Source organism: Pseudalkalibacillus hwajinpoensis (assembly GCF_015234585.1).
Lineage (GTDB): Bacteria > Bacillota > Bacilli > Bacillales > Guptibacillaceae > Guptibacillus > Guptibacillus hwajinpoensis_B.
On record NZ_JADFCM010000001.1, the window covers coordinates 1,121,531 to 1,144,917 of the forward strand.

17 protein-coding genes are annotated in these 23,387 nt (G+C 39.5%); 12 read left to right on the forward strand and 5 right to left on the reverse strand.

The genetic code is table 11. The features are described from left to right. Position 1 precedes the first annotated feature (1 nt). The 8 genes from srlA to IQ283_RS05485 all read left to right on the forward strand — a co-directional run bounded on the left by srlA (position 2) and on the right by IQ283_RS05485 (position 10,895). Positions 2-553, forward strand: a complete 552-nt coding sequence (srlA, locus tag IQ283_RS05450) for a PTS glucitol/sorbitol transporter subunit IIC (RefSeq protein WP_194219105.1) — start codon at positions 2-4, stop codon at positions 551-553. Between the two features lie 15 nt (positions 554-568). Then, the gene (srlE, locus tag IQ283_RS05455) at positions 569-1,600 is read left to right on the forward strand and encodes a PTS glucitol/sorbitol transporter subunit IIB (protein ID WP_194219106.1); all 1,032 of its coding nucleotides are present in this window, start codon (positions 569-571) and stop codon (positions 1,598-1,600) included. Positions 1,601-1,673: 73 nt separating this feature from the next. After that, on the forward strand, positions 1,674-2,039 hold the full coding sequence (locus tag IQ283_RS05460; RefSeq protein WP_194219107.1) for a PTS glucitol/sorbitol transporter subunit IIA: 366 nt from the start codon (positions 1,674-1,676) through the stop codon (positions 2,037-2,039). Between the two features lie 971 nt (positions 2,040-3,010). Continuing rightward, positions 3,011-4,351: an FAD-binding oxidoreductase gene (locus IQ283_RS05465; RefSeq protein ID WP_194219108.1), complete on the forward strand. Its 1,341-nt coding sequence runs from the start codon at positions 3,011-3,013 to the stop codon at positions 4,349-4,351. An 841-nt stretch (positions 4,352-5,192) separates the two neighbouring features. Then, a complete protein-coding gene (locus IQ283_RS05470; protein WP_194219109.1) occupies positions 5,193-6,053 on the forward strand; it encodes a DegV family protein in 861 nt (286 codons plus the stop codon). A gap of 188 nt (positions 6,054-6,241) precedes the next feature. After that, positions 6,242-7,714 carry an argininosuccinate lyase gene (gene argH / locus IQ283_RS05475; RefSeq protein WP_194219110.1) on the forward strand — a complete coding sequence of 491 codons (1,473 nt, stop codon included), beginning with the start codon at positions 6,242-6,244 and terminating at the stop codon, positions 7,712-7,714. A gap of 245 nt (positions 7,715-7,959) precedes the next feature. Next, a complete protein-coding gene (locus tag IQ283_RS05480; protein WP_194219111.1) occupies positions 7,960-8,466 on the forward strand; it encodes a pyridoxamine 5'-phosphate oxidase family protein in 507 nt (168 codons plus the stop codon). A 266-nt stretch (positions 8,467-8,732) separates the two neighbouring features. Next, positions 8,733-10,895, forward strand: a complete 2,163-nt coding sequence (locus tag IQ283_RS05485; RefSeq protein WP_194219112.1) for a GDYXXLXY domain-containing protein — start codon at positions 8,733-8,735, stop codon at positions 10,893-10,895. Positions 10,896-10,948: 53 nt separating this feature from the next. On the opposite strand, the gene IQ283_RS05490 is transcribed toward IQ283_RS05485, so the two are convergent. Further along, on the reverse strand, positions 10,949-11,827 hold the full coding sequence (locus tag IQ283_RS05490; RefSeq protein ID WP_194219113.1) for a glycine betaine ABC transporter substrate-binding protein: 879 nt from the start codon (positions 11,825-11,827) through the stop codon (positions 10,949-10,951). Positions 11,828-12,005: 178 nt separating this feature from the next. Beyond that, positions 12,006-12,557 carry a choline uptake/conversion transcriptional regulator CudC gene (gene cudC / locus IQ283_RS05495; protein WP_194219114.1) on the reverse strand — a complete coding sequence of 184 codons (552 nt, stop codon included), beginning with the start codon at positions 12,555-12,557 and terminating at the stop codon, positions 12,006-12,008. A 286-nt stretch (positions 12,558-12,843) separates the two neighbouring features. On the opposite strand from cudC, the gene betB reads away from it, so the two are divergent. Next, a complete protein-coding gene (betB, locus tag IQ283_RS05500; RefSeq protein WP_194219115.1) occupies positions 12,844-14,316 on the forward strand; it encodes a betaine-aldehyde dehydrogenase in 1,473 nt (490 codons plus the stop codon). A 171-nt stretch (positions 14,317-14,487) separates the two neighbouring features. Beyond that, a complete protein-coding gene (betA, locus tag IQ283_RS05505) occupies positions 14,488-16,170 on the forward strand; it encodes a choline dehydrogenase (protein WP_194219116.1) in 1,683 nt (560 codons plus the stop codon). A gap of 766 nt (positions 16,171-16,936) precedes the next feature. Here the strand turns inward: betA and IQ283_RS05510 are convergent. Continuing rightward, positions 16,937-18,505 carry a sodium:solute symporter family protein gene (locus IQ283_RS05510; protein ID WP_194219616.1) on the reverse strand — a complete coding sequence of 523 codons (1,569 nt, stop codon included), beginning with the start codon at positions 18,503-18,505 and terminating at the stop codon, positions 16,937-16,939. Between the two features lie 740 nt (positions 18,506-19,245). On the opposite strand from IQ283_RS05510, the gene IQ283_RS05515 reads away from it, so the two are divergent. Next, positions 19,246-19,839, forward strand: a complete 594-nt coding sequence (locus IQ283_RS05515; protein ID WP_194219117.1) for a TetR/AcrR family transcriptional regulator — start codon at positions 19,246-19,248, stop codon at positions 19,837-19,839. A gap of 280 nt (positions 19,840-20,119) precedes the next feature. Here the strand turns inward: IQ283_RS05515 and IQ283_RS05520 are convergent, their stop codons facing one another. Continuing rightward, positions 20,120-21,523, reverse strand: coding sequence for a trypsin-like peptidase domain-containing protein (locus IQ283_RS05520; RefSeq protein ID WP_408962565.1), 1,404 nt, complete (start codon positions 21,521-21,523; stop codon positions 20,120-20,122). Positions 21,524-21,797: 274 nt separating this feature from the next. On the opposite strand from IQ283_RS05520, the gene IQ283_RS05525 reads away from it, so the two are divergent. Continuing rightward, entirely contained in the window at positions 21,798-22,667 is an 870-nt protein-coding gene (locus IQ283_RS05525) for an alpha/beta fold hydrolase (RefSeq protein ID WP_194219119.1), read from the forward strand. A gap of 66 nt (positions 22,668-22,733) precedes the next feature. On the opposite strand, the gene IQ283_RS05530 is transcribed toward IQ283_RS05525, so the two are convergent. Continuing rightward, on the reverse strand, positions 22,734-23,354 hold the full coding sequence (locus IQ283_RS05530) for a GntR family transcriptional regulator (RefSeq protein ID WP_194219120.1): 621 nt from the start codon (positions 23,352-23,354) through the stop codon (positions 22,734-22,736). Between the last annotated feature and the right edge of the window lie 33 nt (positions 23,355-23,387).

Sequence of the window (23,387 nt, forward strand, 5' to 3'; positions counted from 1 at the left end):
TATGGATTTTGTTATTTCAGGAGCAGAACTATTTATGGACTTATTCCGGCATGGGGGAGAAGTGTTCGTTGGTCTTGTCACAGACATCGTTCCCCTGCTAATCATGCTGCTTGTAGCCATGAACTCATTAATACGCATAATCGGAGAAGATGGCATTGAAAAACTAGCAAAAAAATCAGCAAAAAACCCAATTACAAGATATTTTGTTCTGCCGATTATCGGTACATTCGTGTTAGCTAATCCAATGACATTATCACTAGGGAAATTCCTATCTGAAAAACACAAACCTAGTTATTATGCAGCAGCATCATATTCTTGCCATACCCATAACGGCCTATTTCCACACGTGAATCCAGGTGAGTTGTTTGTCTTCCTAGGGGTCGCAGCAGGTATTACGACACTAGGTTATGATACCGCAGAATTAGCACTTCGTTACTTTTTAGTAGGGATTGTAACCAACTTCTTCAGAGGGTGGATAACAGACTTAACCACAACGTATGTGGCAAAACAGCAAAATGTGAAATTAAATGAAACAGTTAATTTAAAATCTTAAGGGCAGGTGAAACAAATGGCAGTTTATAAATCGGTCAAAGTAACAAAAGGTTCAAGTGGCTTTGGAGGACCTTTAGTGTTAACGCCAACCGCTGATAAAAACAAAGTAGTGTATATTACCGGAGGAGAAAAACCGGCTATTGCCGACAAAATTGCAGAACTGACCGGCTGTGAATTGGTTAACGGATTTAAAACAAGTGTTCCGGATAGTGAAATGGTTTGTGTTATCATCGACTGTGGTGGAACTTTACGTTGTGGGTTATATCCACAAAAACAAATTCCTACCATCAATATTATGCCGACAGGAAAAAGCGGCCCATTGGCCAAACATATAACAGAAGATATTTATGTATCCGGCGTGAAAAATGATAATATTCAAATCATTGATACTGATGCTGCAATTGATGTGGAAACAGAAGATGCGCCACTCGAAAATACAGATGCAATCGAAACAATAAATGAAACCGGTAATTATAAATACAGCTCCGATAAAAAAATCAGTGAACAGCACCAGTCTTCTGGTTTGATGACAAGAGTCGGTATGGCGATGGGTTCTGTTGTAAGCATTTTTTACCAGGCTGGACGTGACGCGATTGATACAGTAATCAAGACAATTCTTCCTTTTATGGCTTTCGTTGCCATGTTGATTGGTATTATTACAGAATCCGGGCTGGGTGATGTTTTTGCTCAAATCCTGTCCCCACTAGCTGGAAATATTTGGGGATTAATCGTGATTGCACTTGTTTGTTCATTTCCGCTTTTATCCCCGTTTTTAGGCCCTGGTTCTGTAATTGCACAGGTAGTAGGAACATTAATAGGTGTAGAAATTGGAAAAGGAAATATTCCCGTAAACTTGGCATTGCCTGCATTATTTGCCATAAACTCTCAGGCTGCAGCCGATTTTGTTCCAGTTGGATTAGGACTGGCAGAGGCAGAACCGAAAACAGTGGAAGTTGGAGTTCCATCTGTTCTTTACAGCCGGTTCCTTACAGGGGCACCGACAGTATTTATCGCCTGGCTGGCGAGTTTCGGTATGTATGATACTTAACCAATATCATTTAAACTAGGAATCCTAGCGCCATTATTTATAATATAAATAAAATAATAAAGGAGATTTACGCATGACTATAAAATATGAGACAAAAATTAATAATATTGGTTCATCTGTAAAAGCTTTTCTAGGAGATAAAATGCTGATCCTTTTTGGGGAAAATGCACCAGCAGAATTAGCAGATTTTTGTTTATCTATCACTGTCAATGAGGTAGAGAATAAGATAGAAGTGGGTGACACGCTTCAAATAGGAGAAAGGAAATATAAGATTACAGCTATTGGTGAGGCAGTAGAGAAAAACTTATCCTCGCTCGGTCACATCACTTTGAATTTTGATGGTTCGGAAACACCTGGATTACCTGGTACGCTTTATTTGGAAGAAACTGAAATTTATGAGGTAAACACTGGTGATATCATAAAAGTGTATGCAGATTAATAATTGCAATTAATTATATGGAGTGATAATTGTCACAGATTAATTAAACAGGTCCACCTGTACATTGTTAAAAAATACTAGCTTTTAATAGCCTAACCTTTAGTGATCATCTACTCATAGAGTAACACTAAAAGTTAGGCTATTATATTTTATCTTAAGGAGAAGCGAGTCGTGAAACTATAGATTGATTTAGCCAGTGTTGATCAAATAAAACAACTAAATGAATATTTTTCAATTTACGGAGTTACAACAAATCATAGTATTGTAACGAAGTACAAAAGGCATTTCTTCTATTATTAAAATAAATTTGTATTATTTGGTCCAGTACTAGAGTAATCATACATCAATAACAACAGTTTTGACACCCAATTGGATACGCCTCATAAGCGGCGCTGAATTTTTAATAAAAAATAATTTAATCAATTGGATTAGTCATATATATAGAATCATAGTTTCTAATTTTATTTATTTTAATTTCACAGAGAATTTTGCGGTATTCCAACCAAATTCCCCAACTTAGTAAGGTGACGATGGCAGAACAATAATTAATTATTGTTGTTGACGAATTGTTGACCAAACTCGTCAACAACTACTTTTTGAGATCATAATTAATCATACACCTATTTGAAGAAATTCAATTATACCAGGCTTTTTTCTCCTTTATCAGTAATCATATTACTAAGAAATCGTGACTGGCAGTGTAGAGGTCAGCGGTTCGAGCCCGCTATGCTCCATCTTTAAAAACCCCTCTTGCATCCGCAAGAGGGGTTTTTACTTGTTTGGGTATTTTATCAATATAAAACAATGAATCGTGAGAACCGTCCCCACGATTCTGCCCATTTAATAGAACATTTCTCATAAAATCAAAATTCCACTTATATTTGCTCACTCCCCTCTTCATATCCGTGCATAAGATATTATTACTAAATTTTTTGTATTTAAATTTAGCGATAATAGAAGGAGTGGGTATATTGAAATCAGAAACAAAATTGACGGGCCGAGTGATTTTTAAAGGCGAGCCCGGGTATGAAGAGGCGCGACTAAATTGGAATCCGTTTACTAACACATTTCCTCTAGTGATTGTATTCGCGCAAAATCATAATGATGTGTGTAATGCAATAAAATGGGCACGAGAAAACAATGTTCCTATTCGTGCTCGAGGCGGGCGCCATTCCTTAGAAAGAAATATGGCTACTGTAAAAGATGGCATCACGATCGATGTCAGCGAGATGACTCGAATTCGACTAAATAGTAATAAGGAAATAGCTCTTGTAGAAACCGGGAACGATGTAGGTCCGGTTGTAAAGACTTTAGCCCAAAAAGGCTTTATGTTTCCTTTTGGGGATAGTCCGTCCGTCGGCATTGCCGGTCTTACACTGGGTGGTGGTATTGGACCAATCCAACGCACGATCGGTTTAGCTAGTGATAACCTTGTTGGAGTAAAAATGGTTGATGCCAGGGGTAGAACACTAAAAGCTGATTATAATAGTAATCCTGACCTCTTGTGGGCCTCGCGCGGCGGTGGTGGAGGAAATTTCGGAATCGCTACAGAATACGCGCTGAAATTGCATCGTGCACCTGCAAAGGCTACGATTTATAGTATTACATGGCCGTGGGAACAAATGGAAGAGGTAGTTAAAGTTTGGCAAAGGTGGGCTCCTTTTGTTGACGATAGATTAGGTGCTATATTGGAGGTTTTCAGTAAAAACATTGGGTTACTTCAAGCAACAGGACTGTTTCTAGGTTCAAAAGCGGAGTTAACCAATTTATTAAAACCATTATTAAGAACAGGTACGCCAACAGAGGTTAACATTCAAACTTCATCCTGGCCATCCGTCGTTGACCAATGGCTTGTGCCTGACCCAATTCCGTCGGACATGGCGAATAAATTTTCATCATCATATGGTTTTCAACCATTTCCAGATGAAGCAATTAAAGTCATGCGCCGTTTTCTTGAGGAAGCAACTGGAACCGAATCCAACTTCTTTTTTCTAAACTGGGGTGGTGAAGTAAGTAGAATTTCTCCAAAAGACACAGCATTCTTCTGGCGTGATCCAAAATATTATTTTGAGTGGAGTGCAACCTGGACAAACCCTTCAGATGCCCGAAGAAATCTTGCTTTAGTGGAAAGAACCCGCGAGATGTTAAAGCCGTTCTCCAAGGGGTCCTATGTCAACGTTCCGGATTTTAACATTGAAAACTATGGCCATGCTTATTATGGAACGAATTTTGACAGACTCCGGAAAGTAAAAACAAAATATGACCCGATGAACGTATTTCACTTTCCGCAAAGTATCCCTCCAGCCTATTAGTGTTAAATGATAAAAGGGAACAAAAAAGGGAAAATGCTAGATTCTTTTCGGATGTTCCAGCTTCACTTGCTGTTATTGGTGGAGTTAATGCAGTTATAGGGACTTTCATCATTTTAGGTAGAAGGTTAATACAACCGAATAAGGAATTTAAAAGGAACTTGTTCAAAACCAATTGAACTGAAAAGCTTGAAAGATAAAGAGTAGTGTTTAGTATGCGATGTAATCGGTGTAATTGATGAAAATTGAATCGCTCTAACTCTAGAGCTTAACTTGGTGAGAGGGTAATTTGTAACTTTTGAATATCTTTTTTATAAGAGAAGCGCTATTCTGGTAAGAATAGCGCCTCTTTCTTTAATTAGAAAGGCTTGTAATGATTCTTTTTTTTAGTGACGGCTTTTGTTTTGCCTTCTATTTATTAGTTTGATTCCAGATTCTTTCTAGCTATAAAGGAACATAAACCTCATCACCATGAATTTGACGATGATGAATCGGTTTTTGAAATGATTGATTAATGAGATAGTAATCTTGGTGCCGTCGTGTGCTGGCAAGGGAAGAATGCTACAATTTAGCTGAGTCTACGAAAGGTGATTTTCCAGATTGTGACCCAGGAAAGCCTCGGACTCAGAACCCGTATTAAGTGTGAATTGAAAAGACAAATTGTATGCAATGACAGATAACCCCGAATCACTAAAGGAGTCATCTGTTTTTTTATCTAAAATTGATTTACTAAAGGCGTAGGATGAATAAAAGTAATCACAATGCTAACGTTTTCTCATGTATAGTTAAAGTATAATGCAGAAAGAGTGAAGGCGATCTCAAATAGATCCAAGGGGGAAATCGAATGCGAAGGATTATCTTATCCACCGAAAGCGGTGCCGACGTACCGGGTGATTTAGCTGAAAAGTACGATATTCAAGTCGTTCCCATGCACATCATTATGGATGGTATGGATTATTTAGACGGTTCATTGCCGGTCCAGGATATTTATGACTATTACGAACGCACGAAGAAAATCCCTTCTACTACCTCTACAAATGCTCATGAGTATCAGGAGTTTTTTGCGACGATAAGAGAAAATTCCCCAGATTGCATTATTGTACATATTGGTTATACATCAAAAGCGTCCTCTTCTTTTCAAAATGCTGTCATTGCTGCGGAAGAATTTGAAGACATTTTTCTCATTGATGCTTTGAACGTTACTGGAGGATTAGCTGCGATCGTATTGTATGGCGCTAAGGTTTTAGAAAAGGAACCTAGTATTGAAGCGGAACGATTAGTTGAAAAAATAGAGACAATTGTTCCTAAATCAAGACTGGCTTTCATCCCAGGCAGCCTTGATTTTCTTAAAGCGGGAGGACGGGTAAGCAATATGGCTTCACTGATTGGAGCTTTGTTGAAAATAAAGCCATGCATCGAGTTGAAGGATGGAAAGCTGATGTCTACAAAGAAGTACCGCGGGAAAATGAGTGGAGCTAGTGAAAAACTTTTGAGAGATTACTTAAATGAATTCAACATCGATCGAGAGCAGCTTTATTTTATCTATTCGATCGGTCTCGATGAAAAGATCAAGCAGCGGGTGGATGAGGTTGCTAAAGAAAACGGTTATCAAAACATAAGGTGGATCCAAGCGGGCGGTATGATTTCGACTCATTCTGGAGCCGGTGGCTTCGGGATAGCGGGGATAGAGGAGGGACGATTCTGAATGAGCAGTCGTTTGAGTGACACCCCACATGATCAAGCTGCTTTTCAGCCATAACAACATATAATAGTAAAGAGTATAACCATACTTGGTTATGCTCTTTTTGTTGTTTTGACATTATTATTAATGATACCGTTCTTTGAAGTGAAATCAGAAAATACGCTCTAGTACAATGAGGTGAAAGCCTGAACATGAGAAAGGGAGATTTTGAGCTAGAAGATGGCGCTTGTTTTCCCGGGAAAACCTACGTAGACGAACTGCTTAAACCGGTTTTCAAAGATCAGCGTGACTACTTATTTGATGCGATGTTTATGATTCATCGCGCGCATACAACGATGCTAAAAGAACAAAAAATTATTACCGCAGGGGAAGCAAAGAAGATATTGGACGGCGTAAATAAAGTGGCAAAGATGGAGAAGAAACTACTAAACTATGTGCCAGAATACGAAGATTTCTTTTTCCTTGTTGAGGCCGAAGTGGCGAAGGTAATTGGTGACGATTTAGCAGGCAAGATGCATATCGCGAAGAGTCGAAATGATATGGGTGAAGCGATGTATCGGATCGTAATTCGAGATCATATGCTCGATCTCTTGAGTAATGTAAGAAGGTTAGGCCAATCGCTTGTCACTCAGGCGGAAGACCATCTTCATACGATCATGCCCGCCCATACGCACACGCAGCCTGCGCAGCCAACAACCTTTGGTCACTATCTCCTAGCCATATCCGATAATCTATCAAGAGACGTGGACCGCTTGTGGCAAGCGTATCAAACAGTCAATCGTTCTCCGATGGGGGCGGCTGCTATTACAACCACTGGATTTCCGATCAGTCGAGAACGAATGGTTGAGCTACTAGGGTTTGATGATGTGATGGAAAATTCCTATGATGCGATTGGGACAGGAGACTATTTACTAGAAACAGCTTTAACATTAGTTAGTTTGATGACAAACATGGGCAGGTGGATTCAAGAGCTTCTCCGCATGGCTTCCAATGAAGTCGGCCTATTAAAAGTTTCTGATGCTTATGTCCAGGTGAGTAGCATTATGCCGCAGAAAAGAAATCCGGTATCATTGGAACATTCAAGAGCACTCGCTAGCAGCGCAGTTGGCGAAGGACTAAGCGTCATCCAAATGATTCACAACACGCCATATGGAGATATTGTGGATACAGAAGATGATTTGCAACCGCACCTTTATAACGGGTTTCATAAAGCCAATCGTGTTACAAAGCTCTTAACAGCTGTCATTACCACGATGAAATTTAACAAGGAACGCGCACTTGAACAAGCCAAAACAAATATGATTACGATTACTGAGTTAGCAGACGTCCTTGCTAGAGATTATGATGTGCCATTTCGAAAGGCTCACCAGATTTCGAGCTTCGTTAGTAAGAAAGCAAGTGATGCAAAGAAGGAATTATATGAAGTAAGCCTTTCTGAAGTAAATGAATGGATCAGTGGTGTCCAGCTTTCAGAAAAAGATTGGGAGCACATAGTTGACCCATCTAAATTTATTGAGAGAAGAAACATCACAGGTGGACCGAACCCACAAGTTGTTGAGCGGATGGTACGGGATCGTGAAGTGCGTTGGGAAGAGTTGGGTGAGAAGGTAGAAAAGTATGCTGCACAGATCGATTCCATTAAAGATGATTTAATAAAATTGTAAGTGAATGAAACGGTCTGGAGCATTTACTGCTAATCCTGAGTACATGATAAATAATAGCTAAGTAATTGTAACGAAGTCCTTGGAAACAAAGGCTTTTTTAGTGCAGAGGCAGTATTCAGAATACCACTGTTTGAGAAAAGTGTAATTTCATGGCTAAGCGGGAAAAGAGAGTATATGTAATTGGCTATTTAATTCTTTTGAGAAAGAGTTCTGTAGCTGAGGAGTATCCGAAGGAGGAATCACAAATGACTAACCAAAATTCAGAAAATCAGGAAACTATTGAGAATATAAAAGATTTGATTAAAGATGAGAAGGTGGCCATGTTGACCACTATATCTTCAGGTGGCAAGCTAATGTCCCGTCCAATGCAAACGCAGGAAGTGGAATTGGATAGGGAAGAGATCTGGTTTATTACGAAAAAAGATACAGACAAATATGATGATATCAAGTTTAATCCTGCCGTAAACTTAGCATACGCAGGTTCATCTTATGTATCGATTAGCGGTACTGCTGAATTGGTTCAGGACAACGAGAAGAAGAATGAGTACATGAATAAGATTGTTGAAAAGCTACTAAATACTTCTGCTGATGATCCGGATGTTGTACTGGTTAAAGTGACCCCTGAAATCGCTGAATATTGGGAGTCGGGAGTAAATGTGAAGACGGTCAAAGAGTTTGTAAAAAAGGTGACAAGTAGTCATTCATTAGAAGAAGGCAATGATTTAAAAGATACAGTCCACTTTAAAAATTGAACGAGATAGATCTAGGCTCATTGAACGACTGAGTATATAAAATTGACGAAACCCCTCTTGCTGAAGCAAGAGGGGTTTTCATGAAGATAATGGAAGAGGTTCCACTACTAATAGAGAAAGCCAGATGATCCATTTTGCCACTTTCGTAATATAAGGATAAAGACTGTGAGATTTTTAGTATACTTGAGTTAGTAACAAATTAGATAACATATACTTCATATAATATGGTCTTACTGACACAACGTAAGTTAAAGGGGGAGAAGCTGATGAATATAAAGCGGATTCATACAGGCTATTTACTAGGCTTATCGCTGCTTATCAGTAGCATCATCTATTTCTTCGCATCGAATTGGCAAGGAATCGAGCGGGTGGAAAAGATCGGGCTTGCGATTGGACTGATGTTGTTGTTCTTTATTGTAGCGACAATCCTTAGTCGTTTTCAGCATTCACACCGATTTCTAGAAAGATGGCTCTGGCTGACTGGAACGATTGCGTTTGGAGTTAGCGTGGCGCTTATTGGTCAAACGTATAATTCACATGCCGATTCGTATCTCCTGTATCTGATCTGGCTGGTTCCAGCGCTCGTATTTGGTGCACTTACGGGGTATAAAGCGTTTTATGTCTTAGGTTTTTTATTAAGTCAGCTCGCTTTTTATTTCTATGTGTTTCCATCATCCTATTTTCCAGATTGGGAGCCAGAGACAGCCCTGATTCTAGTATTCATCTATTTACTATTCACTCATGCTTGGTTTTTTCTGTCGCGATCCTCATGGCTCCGATCTAATTGGATCATGTTCGGTAGCTTTTGTTTCATTAAATATGTCTTCATCGCTTCTAGTTTTGGCTATTGGGAATACAGTCCGATTATGGCATGGCTTTATGTCGGCTACGGATTGATCAGCGTATTTCTTTGGAAACATCGTGAAGAAAAAGAACTGTTTATCTTAACAGGAATTTCACTAGGATTATTCCTATTCGGTAAAATGTTAGAAGGGTTAGGCGATGCACTGGGTGACCTTTTGCCATTTTTCTTATTAGTCGTTGTCGGTTTCATTGTATTTCTGACCATTAAGTATCTTCCTAGATTGGATCGAAGTGAAAAGGGGTCGGAAACTTGGAAACGGATGTTCAAATCATCCTTACTTTTTGTGATAACGGTAGTTAGTACAGTGATGTTAATCTCGGCCTTTTCTGGCATCATGTTTCTTACCTTCAGCTGGGATAATGCTCTTGCATTTATGTTTTCATCTCTTTTTTTATTGTTACTACCAGGTCTCGCATTAAAAGAGAAAATTCCGTTTTTATCAAATATTCTCCTGCTGTCTGGGTTATCAATCTTAGCATTAGCTAACTTAATAGATGCCTTTTCCAATCGTTTTCAGACTGAAACGGTCGTTGTGATGCTCGTCTCTTTTGGTATGATTGGAGTCGTACTTAAACTCATTGCGAATCCCTGGATTGGTTCGTATGCCTATCTGCTCGCAAACGGAGTACTTCTTTTATTTCTCTTTAAAATGGAAGAATCACTTATTTCGTTGGATTCCAACGAACCGCTACTGTTGCTCGTTCTTATCGTTGGTAACGGATTGATTCATATTCTCGGACGTGATGGATGGTTCAATCGCAACGCGCTCGTTTATAGTATCGTGCCACTGTTTATCTTAACGTTCTTCTTTGAAGGACAGTGGTTATATTGGCTTTTAAATAGTGTGTTTCTTCTTCTATCCACGCTGCTTGTCTTTTACAAACCATGGCAGTCGAATCCATTTCGCTATTGGATAGGGCTCGTGTTATGGTATGCGTTTCTGTTCTACAAGTACTATGACATCGCATGGTCGCTCGTTCATAAATCGATCACGCTACTGGTAGCTGGTCTTCTTGTATTAGTCATTACGCGAACGGTATCACGAAAGTACACACAAACGACTGATGAAGAACCCACTTTCGTCGCAAGTAGATGGAAATTAATCTGGTTGGTTGTCATTCTGATGATTTCGTTCGTCACCTATAATGGCGTCAAAAATGAGGTAGCGCTTCAATCTGGGAAAGAGATTCGTCTTGCTCTTGCACCTGTTGATCCCCGCTCGATGTTACAAGGGGATTATGTGACGCTTCGCTACGATATTTCAACGTTGCCAGGTGCCGTTCTTCCAGCTAACAAGAAAATAAAAGTTGTTCTCGCTTCTACTTCGGATGGAAGTTATGAGTATGGAGGGTATTACAAAATCGAAGGTGATTGGAATAAACCATATGAACCTTCTGATGACGATATTATCGTGAATGGCACCACCTATTCTGATCATGATGTCCAATATGGTATAGAGAGTTACTTCATTTCGGAAGGAGCGGGGGAAGTTGTTGAGGATAAAACGATGGCACTAATTAAAGTCAGTGAAAATGGAAATGCCTTACTCAAAGAGTTAGAATAAACAAGAAAAAAGTCACCTTGTTTTTAAGGTGACTTTTTTCTTGTATCTGTATTTTAGTTTACCCATTCATCAATCAAATCTTGATTCTCTTCTACCCATTTCTCAGCTCCATCAGCAGGTTCTTCGCTACTTTCTACGTAGTCAATAAGCTCGCTGATTTGTTGATTATTCATCTTCCAATTTTTGAACCACTTGCTTACTTCTGGATAATCTTCTTCAAAACCTTGTCTTGTTGCATGATGAATTTTTTCAACACCACCGAATGTATTTTGTGGATCTTCAAGAAATTTCAAGTCATATTTGGAGAATACCCAGTGTGGGCTCCAAAGTGGTGCTACGATAGGTTCTTTATCGTTTACTGCTTTTTTTATTTCGGCTAACATGGCGGCTTCAGAACTAGGTACTAGTTCAAAATCGAGATTATAATCTTTAATTAATTGTTCGGTAACTTCCATTGTACCTGCGCCAGGGTCAAAACCAACAATTTTGCTATTGAACAGTTCTTTATGTTCATTTAAATCTTCCACACTATTAATGTCTTCTAAATAGTTTGGAACAACAAGTCCTACTTTTGCTTCGTCAAACCAAGTCTCATCTGAGAAGTTAACCGTATCTTGATATTCCTCCAAATAATTCGCATCTTGAACAGGTAACCATACTTCTAAACTAGCATCGAGATCTCCGCTTTCTAAAGCCGTCATCGTAGAACCCATATTCAGATAGTTAAACTTCACATTATACCCTTTATCTTCTAAGATGACTTTCCACATATTCGTTACGGCGATGTTTTCAGCCCAGCTAATTTGACCAATTGCTATATCTTTATCTTTTTCCTCAGATTCTTTACCCTGGCTACTATTTCCGCATGCAGTCAGTGCAGCAACCATTAGAATGGCTAATATAAAACTGAGTCCCTTTTTCCCCTTAATCATGTTGAAAAACTCCTCTATTTATTATGTCTATTAACTCCAACACCCTTTATGTTAAATGTGTTAAGAATTTATTTAACTAAAATACAAACCAAAGCCTACTTTTATATGTAATTGTGGAAAAGTGATATTACCAGGTAGTCTATAGTAGCTCAGTTATAGGCTACCTGATCACTTATTATTAGCTTTGTTGATCTTTTGGTAAGAATTCGAATATCTTTCCGCTTTTTATACTTTCAACTAAGTCATCCAACCAGTGATAGTATTTTTTAGATTCTTCTAATTGATCATAGTGTTTCTTTGCTGTTGCCACGATTTCTGGCGTGCTGGTGGAATCTTTAATTACATCTATGAAATCTTCTTGTGCTTCCTCAATTGCTTCCAAATTCATTTTCACTTCGCGTTCCCACATTTGACAATAGAACGCCATAAAGGAACGAAAGAAATTTTTCTCAGCTACATAAGTATGTTTTCGAGAACCTCGCGTAAATGTTTTTTTAACCATTTCGATTTCTTGAAGCTTGCGAACGCTCGTACTCATACTTGGTTTACTCATACCGAGTTCCGTGCGCATTTCATCAAGTGTCATTTGATCTTTAAAGTACATCGTCGCGTATAAATTAGCGGCAGCTGGTGTTACCCCATATAAATCCATCGTTTCCGCAATCGCGCCAATTACTTTATCTTTGGCTTCTTCTATTTTCACTTTGGGTCTTTCAGTAGATTCACTCATTAGGTCTCTCCTTCGATATAAAGTAAATCGTGTTAAGTATTTATCAAATTTTCTTTACGAACTTAATGTTAACTTGTTCAGATGAAATGTCAAATATAAGATTTTAACTTTATCTATTATAAATGATTACTACTTTATTAATTATAGCCTTTCCATGTCAGCCTTATTCTTTCTAAACTTTACATGTGAATTTATTTTGACAGCCTTAAAATGACGTGTTAACGTTAAGTATGTTAAATAAATTCTTAACAAACTTAACTTAATTTAAAAATTGGAGTTGATAGATATGAATCTAAAACTACAACAATACATAAATGGTAAATGGGTAGAAGCGAACTCGGGGAATACACGTACAATTATTAATCCATTTAATCAGGAAGTGATTGCTAGTGTTCCGGAAGGCGATGAATCAGATGCAAAAGCAGCGATCGCTGCAGCAAGAGAAGCGTTTGATAACGGAGAATGGGCTTCTACACCAGCAACTGAGCGAGGGGCTATCGTAAGGAAAATTGCTGAATTTATTGAAAGAGACAAAGAAGAACTAGCTCACTTAGAATCGTTGGATACAGGTAAAACAGTAGAAGAAAGCCGTGGAGACATGGATGATATCGCTGGAGTATTTCGTTATTTTGCTGAACTAGCAGATAAAGATGGAGGAGAGCTAATCGATTCTCCAGTACCTAACTCGATCAGTAAAGTGGTCCGTGAACCAGTTGGTGTTTGTGGCCAAATTACTCCTTGGAATTATCCTCTCCTTCAAGCGTCCTGGAAACTAGCTCCTGCGCTTGCGACTGGTAATACGTTGATCATAAAGCCAAGTGAAATTACACCGCTTACTCATATAAAAGTATTTGAACTGATGGAAGAGGCGGGAGTGCCTGCCGGTGTTGCAAACCTGGTTCTTGGAGCTGGCGATACAATTGGCGCAGAGCTGTCCAGTAACACGGATGTAGACCTTATTTCATTCACAGGCGGCATTGTGACCGGAAAGAAAATTATGCAAGCTGCAAGCGTGAATGTGAAGAAACTTGCACTTGAGCTTGGCGGGAAAAACCCGAATGTTATTTTCGCTGATGCTGATTTTGATATTGCAGTGGATCAAGCGTTAAACGGAGTATTCTTCCACGCAGGACAAATTTGTTCCGCTGGTACAAGACTGATTGTAGAAGAAAGCATTCACGATAAGTTCGTTAACGCGCTTGTTGAGCGAGTGAAGAAATTCAAACTAGGAAGCGGATTTAATGAAGATACTCAAATGGGTCCTCTTATTTCAGCAGAACACCTTGCGAAAGTAGAAAAGTATGTAGAAGCAGGGGTTCAAGAAGGTGCTACAGTAGCAGTCGGCGGCAAACGCCCAGAAGATCCTGAATTGCAAAAAGGCTTCTTCTACTTGCCTACGATCTTCACAGATTGCACAACAGACATGAGTGTTGTACAAGATGAAGGCTTTGGTCCGATTATTACGGTTGAGAAATTCCGTACAGAAGAAGAAGCGGTCAACCTATCGAATGACTCGATCTACGGACTTGCTGGCGGCGTCTTTACAAACGATATTGCAAAAGCTGAACGCTGTGCAGCGAAAATGCGCATGGGTACTGTGTGGATCAATGAATTCAACCTTTATTTCCCACACGCACCGTGGGGTGGATATAAGCAATCTGGTATTGGGCGCGAACTAGGTAAATTAGGTATGGAAGAATATACAGAAACAAAGCATATCTTCCAAAACCTTAAGCCTGAAACGTTGAACTGGTTCTAAGAGAACGATCTCTTCTTACCATTCTATAAGATGAAATCAAGCTGAGAAATCAGCTAAACATAAAGAATAGCAAACTAGAAAATACATGTAATAGGGATGAAAAGATACCGGGCATTGCGTTTATTGTCTGAATACCTTTTTTCCTATATCACCATCAAGGAGGAACAGAGTATGACTGAATCATATGATTATGTAATCGTTGGTGGCGGTAGTGCGGGTTCTGTACTCGGCAACCGTCTAAGTGAAGATGGAAAGAAAAGTGTGCTTATATTAGAGGCGGGACGAAGTGATTATTCATGGGATCTCCTGATTCAAATGCCAGCAGCTCTACCTTTCCCATCTGGAAAAGATCTCTACGATTGGCAATACGAGACGGACCCTGAGCCATACATGAAGGGACGGAATATCCCACATGCTAGAGGAAAGGTGCTCGGCGGTTCTAGTTCTATTAACGGTATGATCTATCAACGCGGAAATCCGATGGACTATGAACGATGGGGAGCTGACACTGGCATGGAAGCGTGGAATTTTGCGCACTGCCTTCCATATTTCAAGCGTTTGGAAAATGCTCTGGCATCACCGGATGATGATCTTCGCGGTCACGACGGTCCGATCAAATTAGAACGCGGACCTGCCAAAAATCCATTATTCCAGGCATTCTTCAATGCAGGTGTAGAAGCTGGTTATTCACGCACTCCAGATGTGAACGGCTTTCGTCAGGAAGGCTTCGGCCCATTTGATAAGCATGTGTACAAAGGTCAACGTCTGTCCGCTTCACGTGCCTACCTACATCCATTTATGGATCGTGAGAACTTAACGGTTAGAACGCGTGCTTTTGTTTCGAGCATCGACTTCGATGGTACCCGTGCCAAAGGATTGACGTATCGTCGAAACGGAAAAACCCATCAAGTTGAAGCAGGTGAAGTAATTCTTTCAGGCGGTGCGATAGCAACGCCGCAAATGCTTCAACTAGCAGGTATTGGGGATGCTAAACATCTTCGCTCTCTTGACATCGAACCGATCGTAGACCTTCCTGGTGTAGGCGAAAACCTTCAGGATCACCTCGAAGTCTATGTGCAACACACATGTCCAGAGCCTGTTTCTGAACAGCCTAACCTAAGTAAAGCGCGTATGCCTTGGATTGGCTTGCAGTGGATGCTAAACCGTACGGGCCCTGCGGCGACAAACCACTTTGAAGGTGGGGGATTCGTTCGTTCTAACGAGGATGTTGACTATCCGAACTTGATGTTCCACTTCCTTCCTGTAGCGGTACGTTACGATGGTCAAAAAGCAGCTACAAAACATGGCTTCCAAGTACACATCGGACCTATGTACTCTGATGCACGCGGATCATTAAAGATTCGCTCGAAAGATCCTAAAGAGCATCCGAGCATGGTTTACAACTACCTTTCTACTGAACAGGACAAACGCGAGTGGGTGGAAGCGATAAGAGTTACTCGTAATATTATGTCTCAACCAGCCTTAAAGAAATATAATGGCGGCGAAATTTCCCCTGGACCTTCTGTTAAAACAGACGAGGAAATCCTTGAATGGGTGAAAGAAGATGCTGAGACGGCACTTCACCCATCATGTACATGCAAAATGGGGCCAAAGTCAGATCCTATGGCTGTTGTGGACCCAGAAACGATGAAAGTTCACGGAGTGGAAAATCTACGAGTGGTCGATGCATCTGCCATGCCTTACGTTACAAACGGCAACATCCATGCACCTGTATTGATGTTAGCGGAAAAGGCAGCAGACCTCATCCTTGGTCGTAAACCGCTTGATCCAATTGATGCTGATTTCTATCGTCATGGCGTTCATCCGGCAGATGCTGGAACAGTAACTAAATAACGCTTTCTATGAGAAGGCCTCTTTCAAAGTGTATGTGCTCGTGAAGCATACATTTATGAGAGAGTGCCTTCTTTTTTATCTTTTTAAATAAACACAAGTTTTCAAGAAAATAGGTCAGTTATAAATCCGATTCAGCTAGAAAGGTTTAAGATTTTTTCGTTTTCCTAAAACCGCGTCCGCAATTTTAAGTGGTTAATAGGCGGATGTAGATGATTTGAAAAGTTAAAAGTAAAGGGGAGTAAAGGTTTTTTTGAAATTCGTTCATCTAGAAAGAAATGCCTCTAAATTTAAGAAGCATTAAGTTGGGAGTGCGAGGTATTCTTCAAGCAGAATAACGCTATAAAGAGAGGGATAGTCATCCAGTTATGTGGGTAGTAGCAGACACCTATTGATTGAGATGTGCTCATCTGAAGAATACTTAGCAATTCTAGTTAATCAAATGTCTGTAACTCTTAAGGTGCAACAACACTTCAGCGGTCCTCTCAAGAAACAATATTGTAAGTAGAAGAATTATCCCTAATTAGTGGCAAAGTATCTTGTATGCCACCAAGTGTTGTTTAGAAGTCCAGTGCTAATCCTTATTGATGATTCACTCTTCTCTTATATCGCTAATTTAATAACTAATGGAAGAATAATAACAAAAAAACGGCTTACTTCATTAAAGTTAATGAAGTAAGCCGTTTGCTACTTAATGTACTATCCTAAATCAAGATTATGAATGACGATTGAGTCGATATAAATCATAACCGTCATCTCACTCTTAGACCTATGAAGCAATCTTCTCATTACCGTTCTCTCTCTCTTCTGGCATCAAGAGAGGTTTAGGTGGACACATTTTCTTGGTCATTTTAGATACAACGATAATCGTTACTAAGCCTGCAACCATTGCAAGTGTTCGAAATGGGAACAGTACCACACCATCTTCGATCATAGGATATGGCAGGAAGACTGGGAGTCCAATGATTGGTTCTCCGCCACCTATTCGAAGTATGAAAGAAACGATTAAACCTGCAATCGAACCATATTTATTCGCATCTTTAAAGAATAAAGCGGTTGTTAACTGAGGGAATAAAATAACATAAACAAGGTCTGCAGCAAGATACCATAAAGCGTAAACACTTTGAACATTTAGTGCAATGATGGTGGCTGCAATTCCAACCAGGATGATCGAGCGCTTAATCATTTTCTTAAGTTGATCGCTTGATGCATTAGGTTTGAAAAGTGGTCGATACACATTCCAAGCAGCCATTGAAGATGCTGAAAGAATGGAAGAATCCATTGATGACATTACGGCTGCGGCAAGAGCTCCCAATCCAATTGCGCCGATAATATCAGGCGTTAAATATTGCAAGACAAAAGGAAGGATCATAGATGGATTATCAGGTGCGTTTACACCGAGACTTGCCCAATCTGTATCCAATCCGATAGCACCGATAATAACGGCCGGTATCGCTGCAATAATACAGATAAACCCTGCTATGATTGAAAGCCACATGGCAGTGTTCTCCGATTTAGCTGAAAGAACGCGTTGGAAATAGACCTGCCATGGTATACCACCGAATATAAGTAGCAAAGCAAAGTCCCACCAATTCCAATAATAGTTCCCCCACTCAGGATCTTTCCACCCGTCTAATGGAGGGAAGAGACTTGCATAGCTCCCCATATCTGATTGATAGTGGTTCCAAACCGAACTTAATCCGCCTACTTCTGACAGGGCAAATGGAAGTACTAAGAACAGTCCTATCATGACAGCGAGCATTTGAAAAACATCTGTAAATGCTACTGACCACATGCCTCCTACGACAGTATACGCAACTGCAATAATAGCTGATAGAATAATAGATGTTTGAAAGTCTAATCCTAGAATCGTTCCAAAAGTTGTTCCTAAAGCTGTTAAGATCGCACCACTCCAAAAAACTTCACCTAATAGAGCGGGGAGATATAAGACACCAGCAACTTTTTTTCCGAATCGCTGTTCAAGTGGATCAATCATTGTCATAAATTCGTATCGACGCATTTTTCTAGCATAGAAGATACCACCGATAATTAAACTTAGCGCATAACCCCACGGGGCCTGAGCCCATGCTAAACCAAGTGAATATGTTGATTCTGCTGTACCAGATATGTAACCGCCGCCAACCCAGGTTGCGGCCATTGTAAACATTGAAATCCATAGTGGTAAAGAGCGTTTCGCTACCATCATATCTGATGCAGATTCAGATTTACCACTAGCCATGAATGCCCCAATATAATAGATTACTCCGTAAAATACTAACATAGCAATAAATGATCCCCAGTTAATATTAGAACTAGTCGTTCCTAAATAAATAAACATCACCAATATGGCTGCTACAAATGTACCGATTTTTAGTAGATTTCCTTTTTTTTCACTCAAATACCTTCACCTCAAGAAAATTTTAAGTTAAAACCTTTTTTAAGCTTCGATTCAAATCGTATTCGCTCCCCGCTTTCTTTTTACTTTCTTCTTTATTATTGATTTTTTACTTCTCAAACTTAAGGGAGTTGTTCCGTTGCTTTATCATTTACTTCCTTCACTTTCCAGTTTCCCCTTCCATTCAAAATTAATTATGTTAAATATTTTCTTAACGTATTTAATAATAAATATTACATGATTAGATTTCCTTGTCAAATGTACACAAATATAGAAGGTGGCTAATTTCACTTCATTTTCCTAATAGAATGGTCAACCAGCTTAGTGGATATATGCGTTTGATTTCCTCGACGGATTCACCTTCCTGACCATCTTATTCATTCTTATTCTCCATACTGAAAACCTAGTTTTAGAAGAAGCATTTGAACCCTTTTGACAGATAAAACCTTAAATGATAGCATTTAAGGTTGTTGGAAGTGTTAAGAAAATATTTAACAAAGTAAATCTTAATTCTGATAAGGAATTTTTTTCTGTTGGCTCGAGAGCACAGTGAGTAGTGGAAATAGGGCTAGTGATGAAGCAATTCATGAAAGTTACATCTTATATATGAAAGAGAAGATAATAGGGGTAAATGATGCTACAAATGAGCTTATAAGTCTGAAATATGTAAGGAGGGATCGTAAATGCCATCTACCAAGTCGCCTATGAGTGAACGTATAGAACGAGCAGCTCTGCCCATGTTTGCGAGAAAAGGTTTTGAAGGAACATCATTGAGCAAAATTGCTAAAAGTGTCGGGATTAAAAAACCTTCCTTATATGCTCATTTTGATAGTAAGGAAGATCTATTTCTTGCTATCCTCCAAAAAGTGAATCGAGATTATCGGGATTTTCTAGAACTGCAAGTACATAATTATCGCAACATGGCCACGGATCGGCAGTTATATTGCTTGTTGAAAGACCATTCAACTTATCTTGAAAGTGAAGATCTTGGACTTCTATTTAAGAGGTTCATGCTTTTCCCACCACTAGTATTAAAAGATACACTTAATGAACAATTTATTAAATCAGAGGAAGCACTAAGGGATGTATTGATTGCTATCGTAAAAGAAGGGAAGCAAAAAGGAGACATTCAGGCGGAACAAGATGAGGTAATCGATGCTTATATATGCCTCCTTGATGGCACGTTTGAACAGCTTTTTTATTATTCGAAAGTGGAACATGAGGAGCGTCTTCAAAACGCCTGGCGAATTTTCTGGAGAGGAATTCAAGGGTGTTAGAAATTATTTACTAGGAGAACGGTTCAAAATCAATTAAGAGGTTGCTTGTCTCTATATGCTTAGAGAGAAAAGAAACTTTAACATTTGCTGGTTTAATGACTAAGTAAATAATAATAAATAGCCGACGAATTAAAAATGTTCTTATGAAACCGATCGGTCTATAAATTAGTCCGATCGGTTTCTATATTCCCTGTCAGGTATGCATTTCTCGGGCGATTAATGGAGGGGTAAGCAAGACGAGAAAAAAGTAGAAGTGTGGCGCAACTCACCCCTCATCAATTCATTGATATATCTCAATATGCTTAATCTTATAATCCCCATATTCATCTGTCACAACATAATAGTCCTTGGTTCGTTCATACATGCTCCATTCCCCAGCCGCATTCATAAAATCAAAAACTTCATAGGTGCTAACGATCGCTTGATCAGTCTGCATGTCAATATTGGTTACATCATTTAACGTGAATTTAAAGACCATTCCCTGACCGCTTATCTCGTCAAGGTAGTTAGCCATTTCATAATATGCCTGACTGTCATACAAAAGCTGGTCTTCAATATAACCAAAGTCTTCATCTCGCAATGCCGTTTCATAGTTCCCTCTAAAATTGATGATGAAGTTAGCGAGGCTTGCTTCATCATATGGAACATCGTACGTGTCTTCTTCCTCTTCTGCATATTCATCATACACTGAAGCCTCATTGTAGTAGTTAAAGGTGCTGGCGACTTCATTTTCATCCATTGGCGATTGCGACCAGTTCGTTAAGAGATCCGTCATTGTGTATATTGGGATTGAGAAGGCGATGGATTCATCGCTCGTTAACAGGGCGGAGTTAATGCCGATCACTTTTCCTGTCTTTCCATCTAACAATGGACCTCCGCTGCTTCCGGGTGAAACTTGGGCATCGATTTGATAGACGTTTTCGTATTGAAATTCGGATTCAAATGAACGGTCAAGCCCGGTGAGATATCCGATTGATGCTGTGTTTTCTAACCCTTGGGGGCTTCCAAGTGCGATTACTTCTGTTCCAACTTCTGATTCTTTCATTTCCATCTCCAAAGGAGAAGTACCTTTTAAATTCTGTACTTCAATTAGAGCGACATCATACTGATTAGAGATGCCAATCACCTTGCCATTCATTTCTCGTCCATCCTGATCACGCAAGGTGACATCAATATAGCCTGCCACTACATGTGCATTGGTTACAACTGTTCCATTATCCTGAAACAAGAAGCCAGAACCAAGCTGATCCTCCGTTAAAATGGTATACACTTTTGTTTGTGCTTCACGTATAATTTCTTTCTTATCTTTTTCTATAGGTGTTTGAGGGGAGGGGACTTTCTCTTCTGACTTACTCTTTTCCTTAGGAACGCTTGGTGTTGTTTGGGGACTCGCTTCTTTTTCTTCTTTTGGTTCTTCCTCTAGTTTAGTAGATTCAGAGATGGTTTCGACTGGGGATTGAATTGTCTCTTCTCCTGTTGTTTCGTCTGTTCGTTCTTTATCAAGAACGAAAACGTAAATAAAGACACCGCTTATTAATAAAAAGGTAAGGATGAAACCGGTCAACCACCATCGACTCCTCTGCTGATCCCTTGCATATGAGTGACCACACTGGCTGCAAAACCGAGCATTCTCTATGTTTTTCGTCCCGCACTTCGGACAAAACATAATCATCTCCTCCTTCATACTCTTTGTAGATTATTATACCTCAGTTAAAAGTATGAGAGGGGTCAAAAATAGAATATATAGGAAGTAAGGTAGAAATAGCGAAAGCGACTGATGATCCTTTGAATTTGTACTCCCTCTGTTTAGTAGGAATATCATCACACTTTCATCCCACTGTTATTAGGTTATATTTCCTATTTATCCAGAAAACGATACCTCCTAATTGCACATCAAATAGAAGAGGAGTAAAGTGTCTCGATGTTAACAGTCTATTTAAGAAAGGGTGGATGAAATGATGAAAGATGGCTTTGTGAAAGTGAATGATGTCAACCTTCATTACGTAACAGAAGGAGAAGGGGAACTGATGCTATTTCTCCATGGTTTCCCTTATTTCTGGTACAACTGGCATCATCAGATGGAAGAGTTTTCGAAGGATTATCGTGTTGTTGCTGTTGATATGAGAGGATACAACGTATCTGACAAACCTGAAGGTGTTTCTTCATATGATATGTCCATTCTAGTCGAGGATGTAAAACAGTTGATTGAAGCGTTTGGGGAAAAGGACTGCGTTTTAGTCGCCCATGACTGGGGCGGAGCGGTAGCTTGGACGTTAGCTTACACCTCACCTGAATTTGTGAACAAACTAATCATGTTCGATGCACCTCACCCGTATACATTTAGACGAGAGTTAGCAGAGAACCCAGGGCAGAGAGAAGATAGTAGCTATATGGCATTTTTCCAACGACCTGATTCTCATGAAGCGCTGATAGAAAATAACGCAGAACGATTAAGAAAGATGATGACGATTCCTGGAAAGAAAAAAGGTTATTTAACCGAAGAAGATGAAGAGAAATACATAGAGGCATGGACACAGCCGGATGCGATGGAGTCAATGCTTAACTATTACCGGGCTATTTCATTCTATCCGTTCGAAGAGCACGTACAAAAGCCATTGGAACTTCCATATCAAATGTTTGATTCGCCAACGTTAATCATTTGGGGCGATGCAGATCCCGCTTTTGAAAACAGCAATCTTGACGGGTTGGAAGAATATGTTAATGATCTTACGATTCACCGAATGGAAGGCGTAAGCCACGCCCCGCATCATGAGAAACCGGAAGTGGTGAACCACTATATGCGCGAATTTTTAAAAGGTAAGAAATGATGAAGAAGGCTGTCCCTGATAAGGGGCAGCCTTCTTTGCTACTCTAATAGGCATTGAAGTGTAAGGCTAATCCTGCCCCATAAAATGTAAGAAAAAAGCGAGGTCAGCTTCAAGATGTTTCTTCATAAGTTCTTCTGCTTCTTCGGGATTTCGATTCCGAATCGCGTTGCAAATTTGTTCATGCTCATCAATTAGATGAGGCCGCTTATGGTAGACAACGGTTTTACGGAAGAGGTAAATAATCGATTGCATTCGATCCATTATTTTAATCATCACCTTGTTATTGTTCGTGTCTAAAATTATTTCATGAAAGGCTTTATTTGCTTTCATAATTTCTTCGGTTGTTCCATTTCTTCCAATGTCTACACATTTTTGTAGCTCTTCTATCGCTTCTTCACTCATATAAGTAGCTGAAGCGCGTGCCGCAAAACCTTCTAAAAGAATACGGACTTGAAAAATTTCTCTCAAATCTTTTTCAGTTGGGAGGACGACTCGTTTATCCTGAATCAAATCTTCTTGCTCAAGCTTACGAATTGCCTCTCTTATAGGAGTACGACTCACACCAAGATCTTTAGCCAGTTTTTCTTCTACTAACTTAGTGCCGCCAGCAATCTCTCCATTCAAAACTTTATCTCGAATACTCTCATAGGCATGCAGATAGGCCGATTGTGAAGCGTTTTTTTTCATAATGAACTCCTGTTAATAACAATTTGGTTTTTA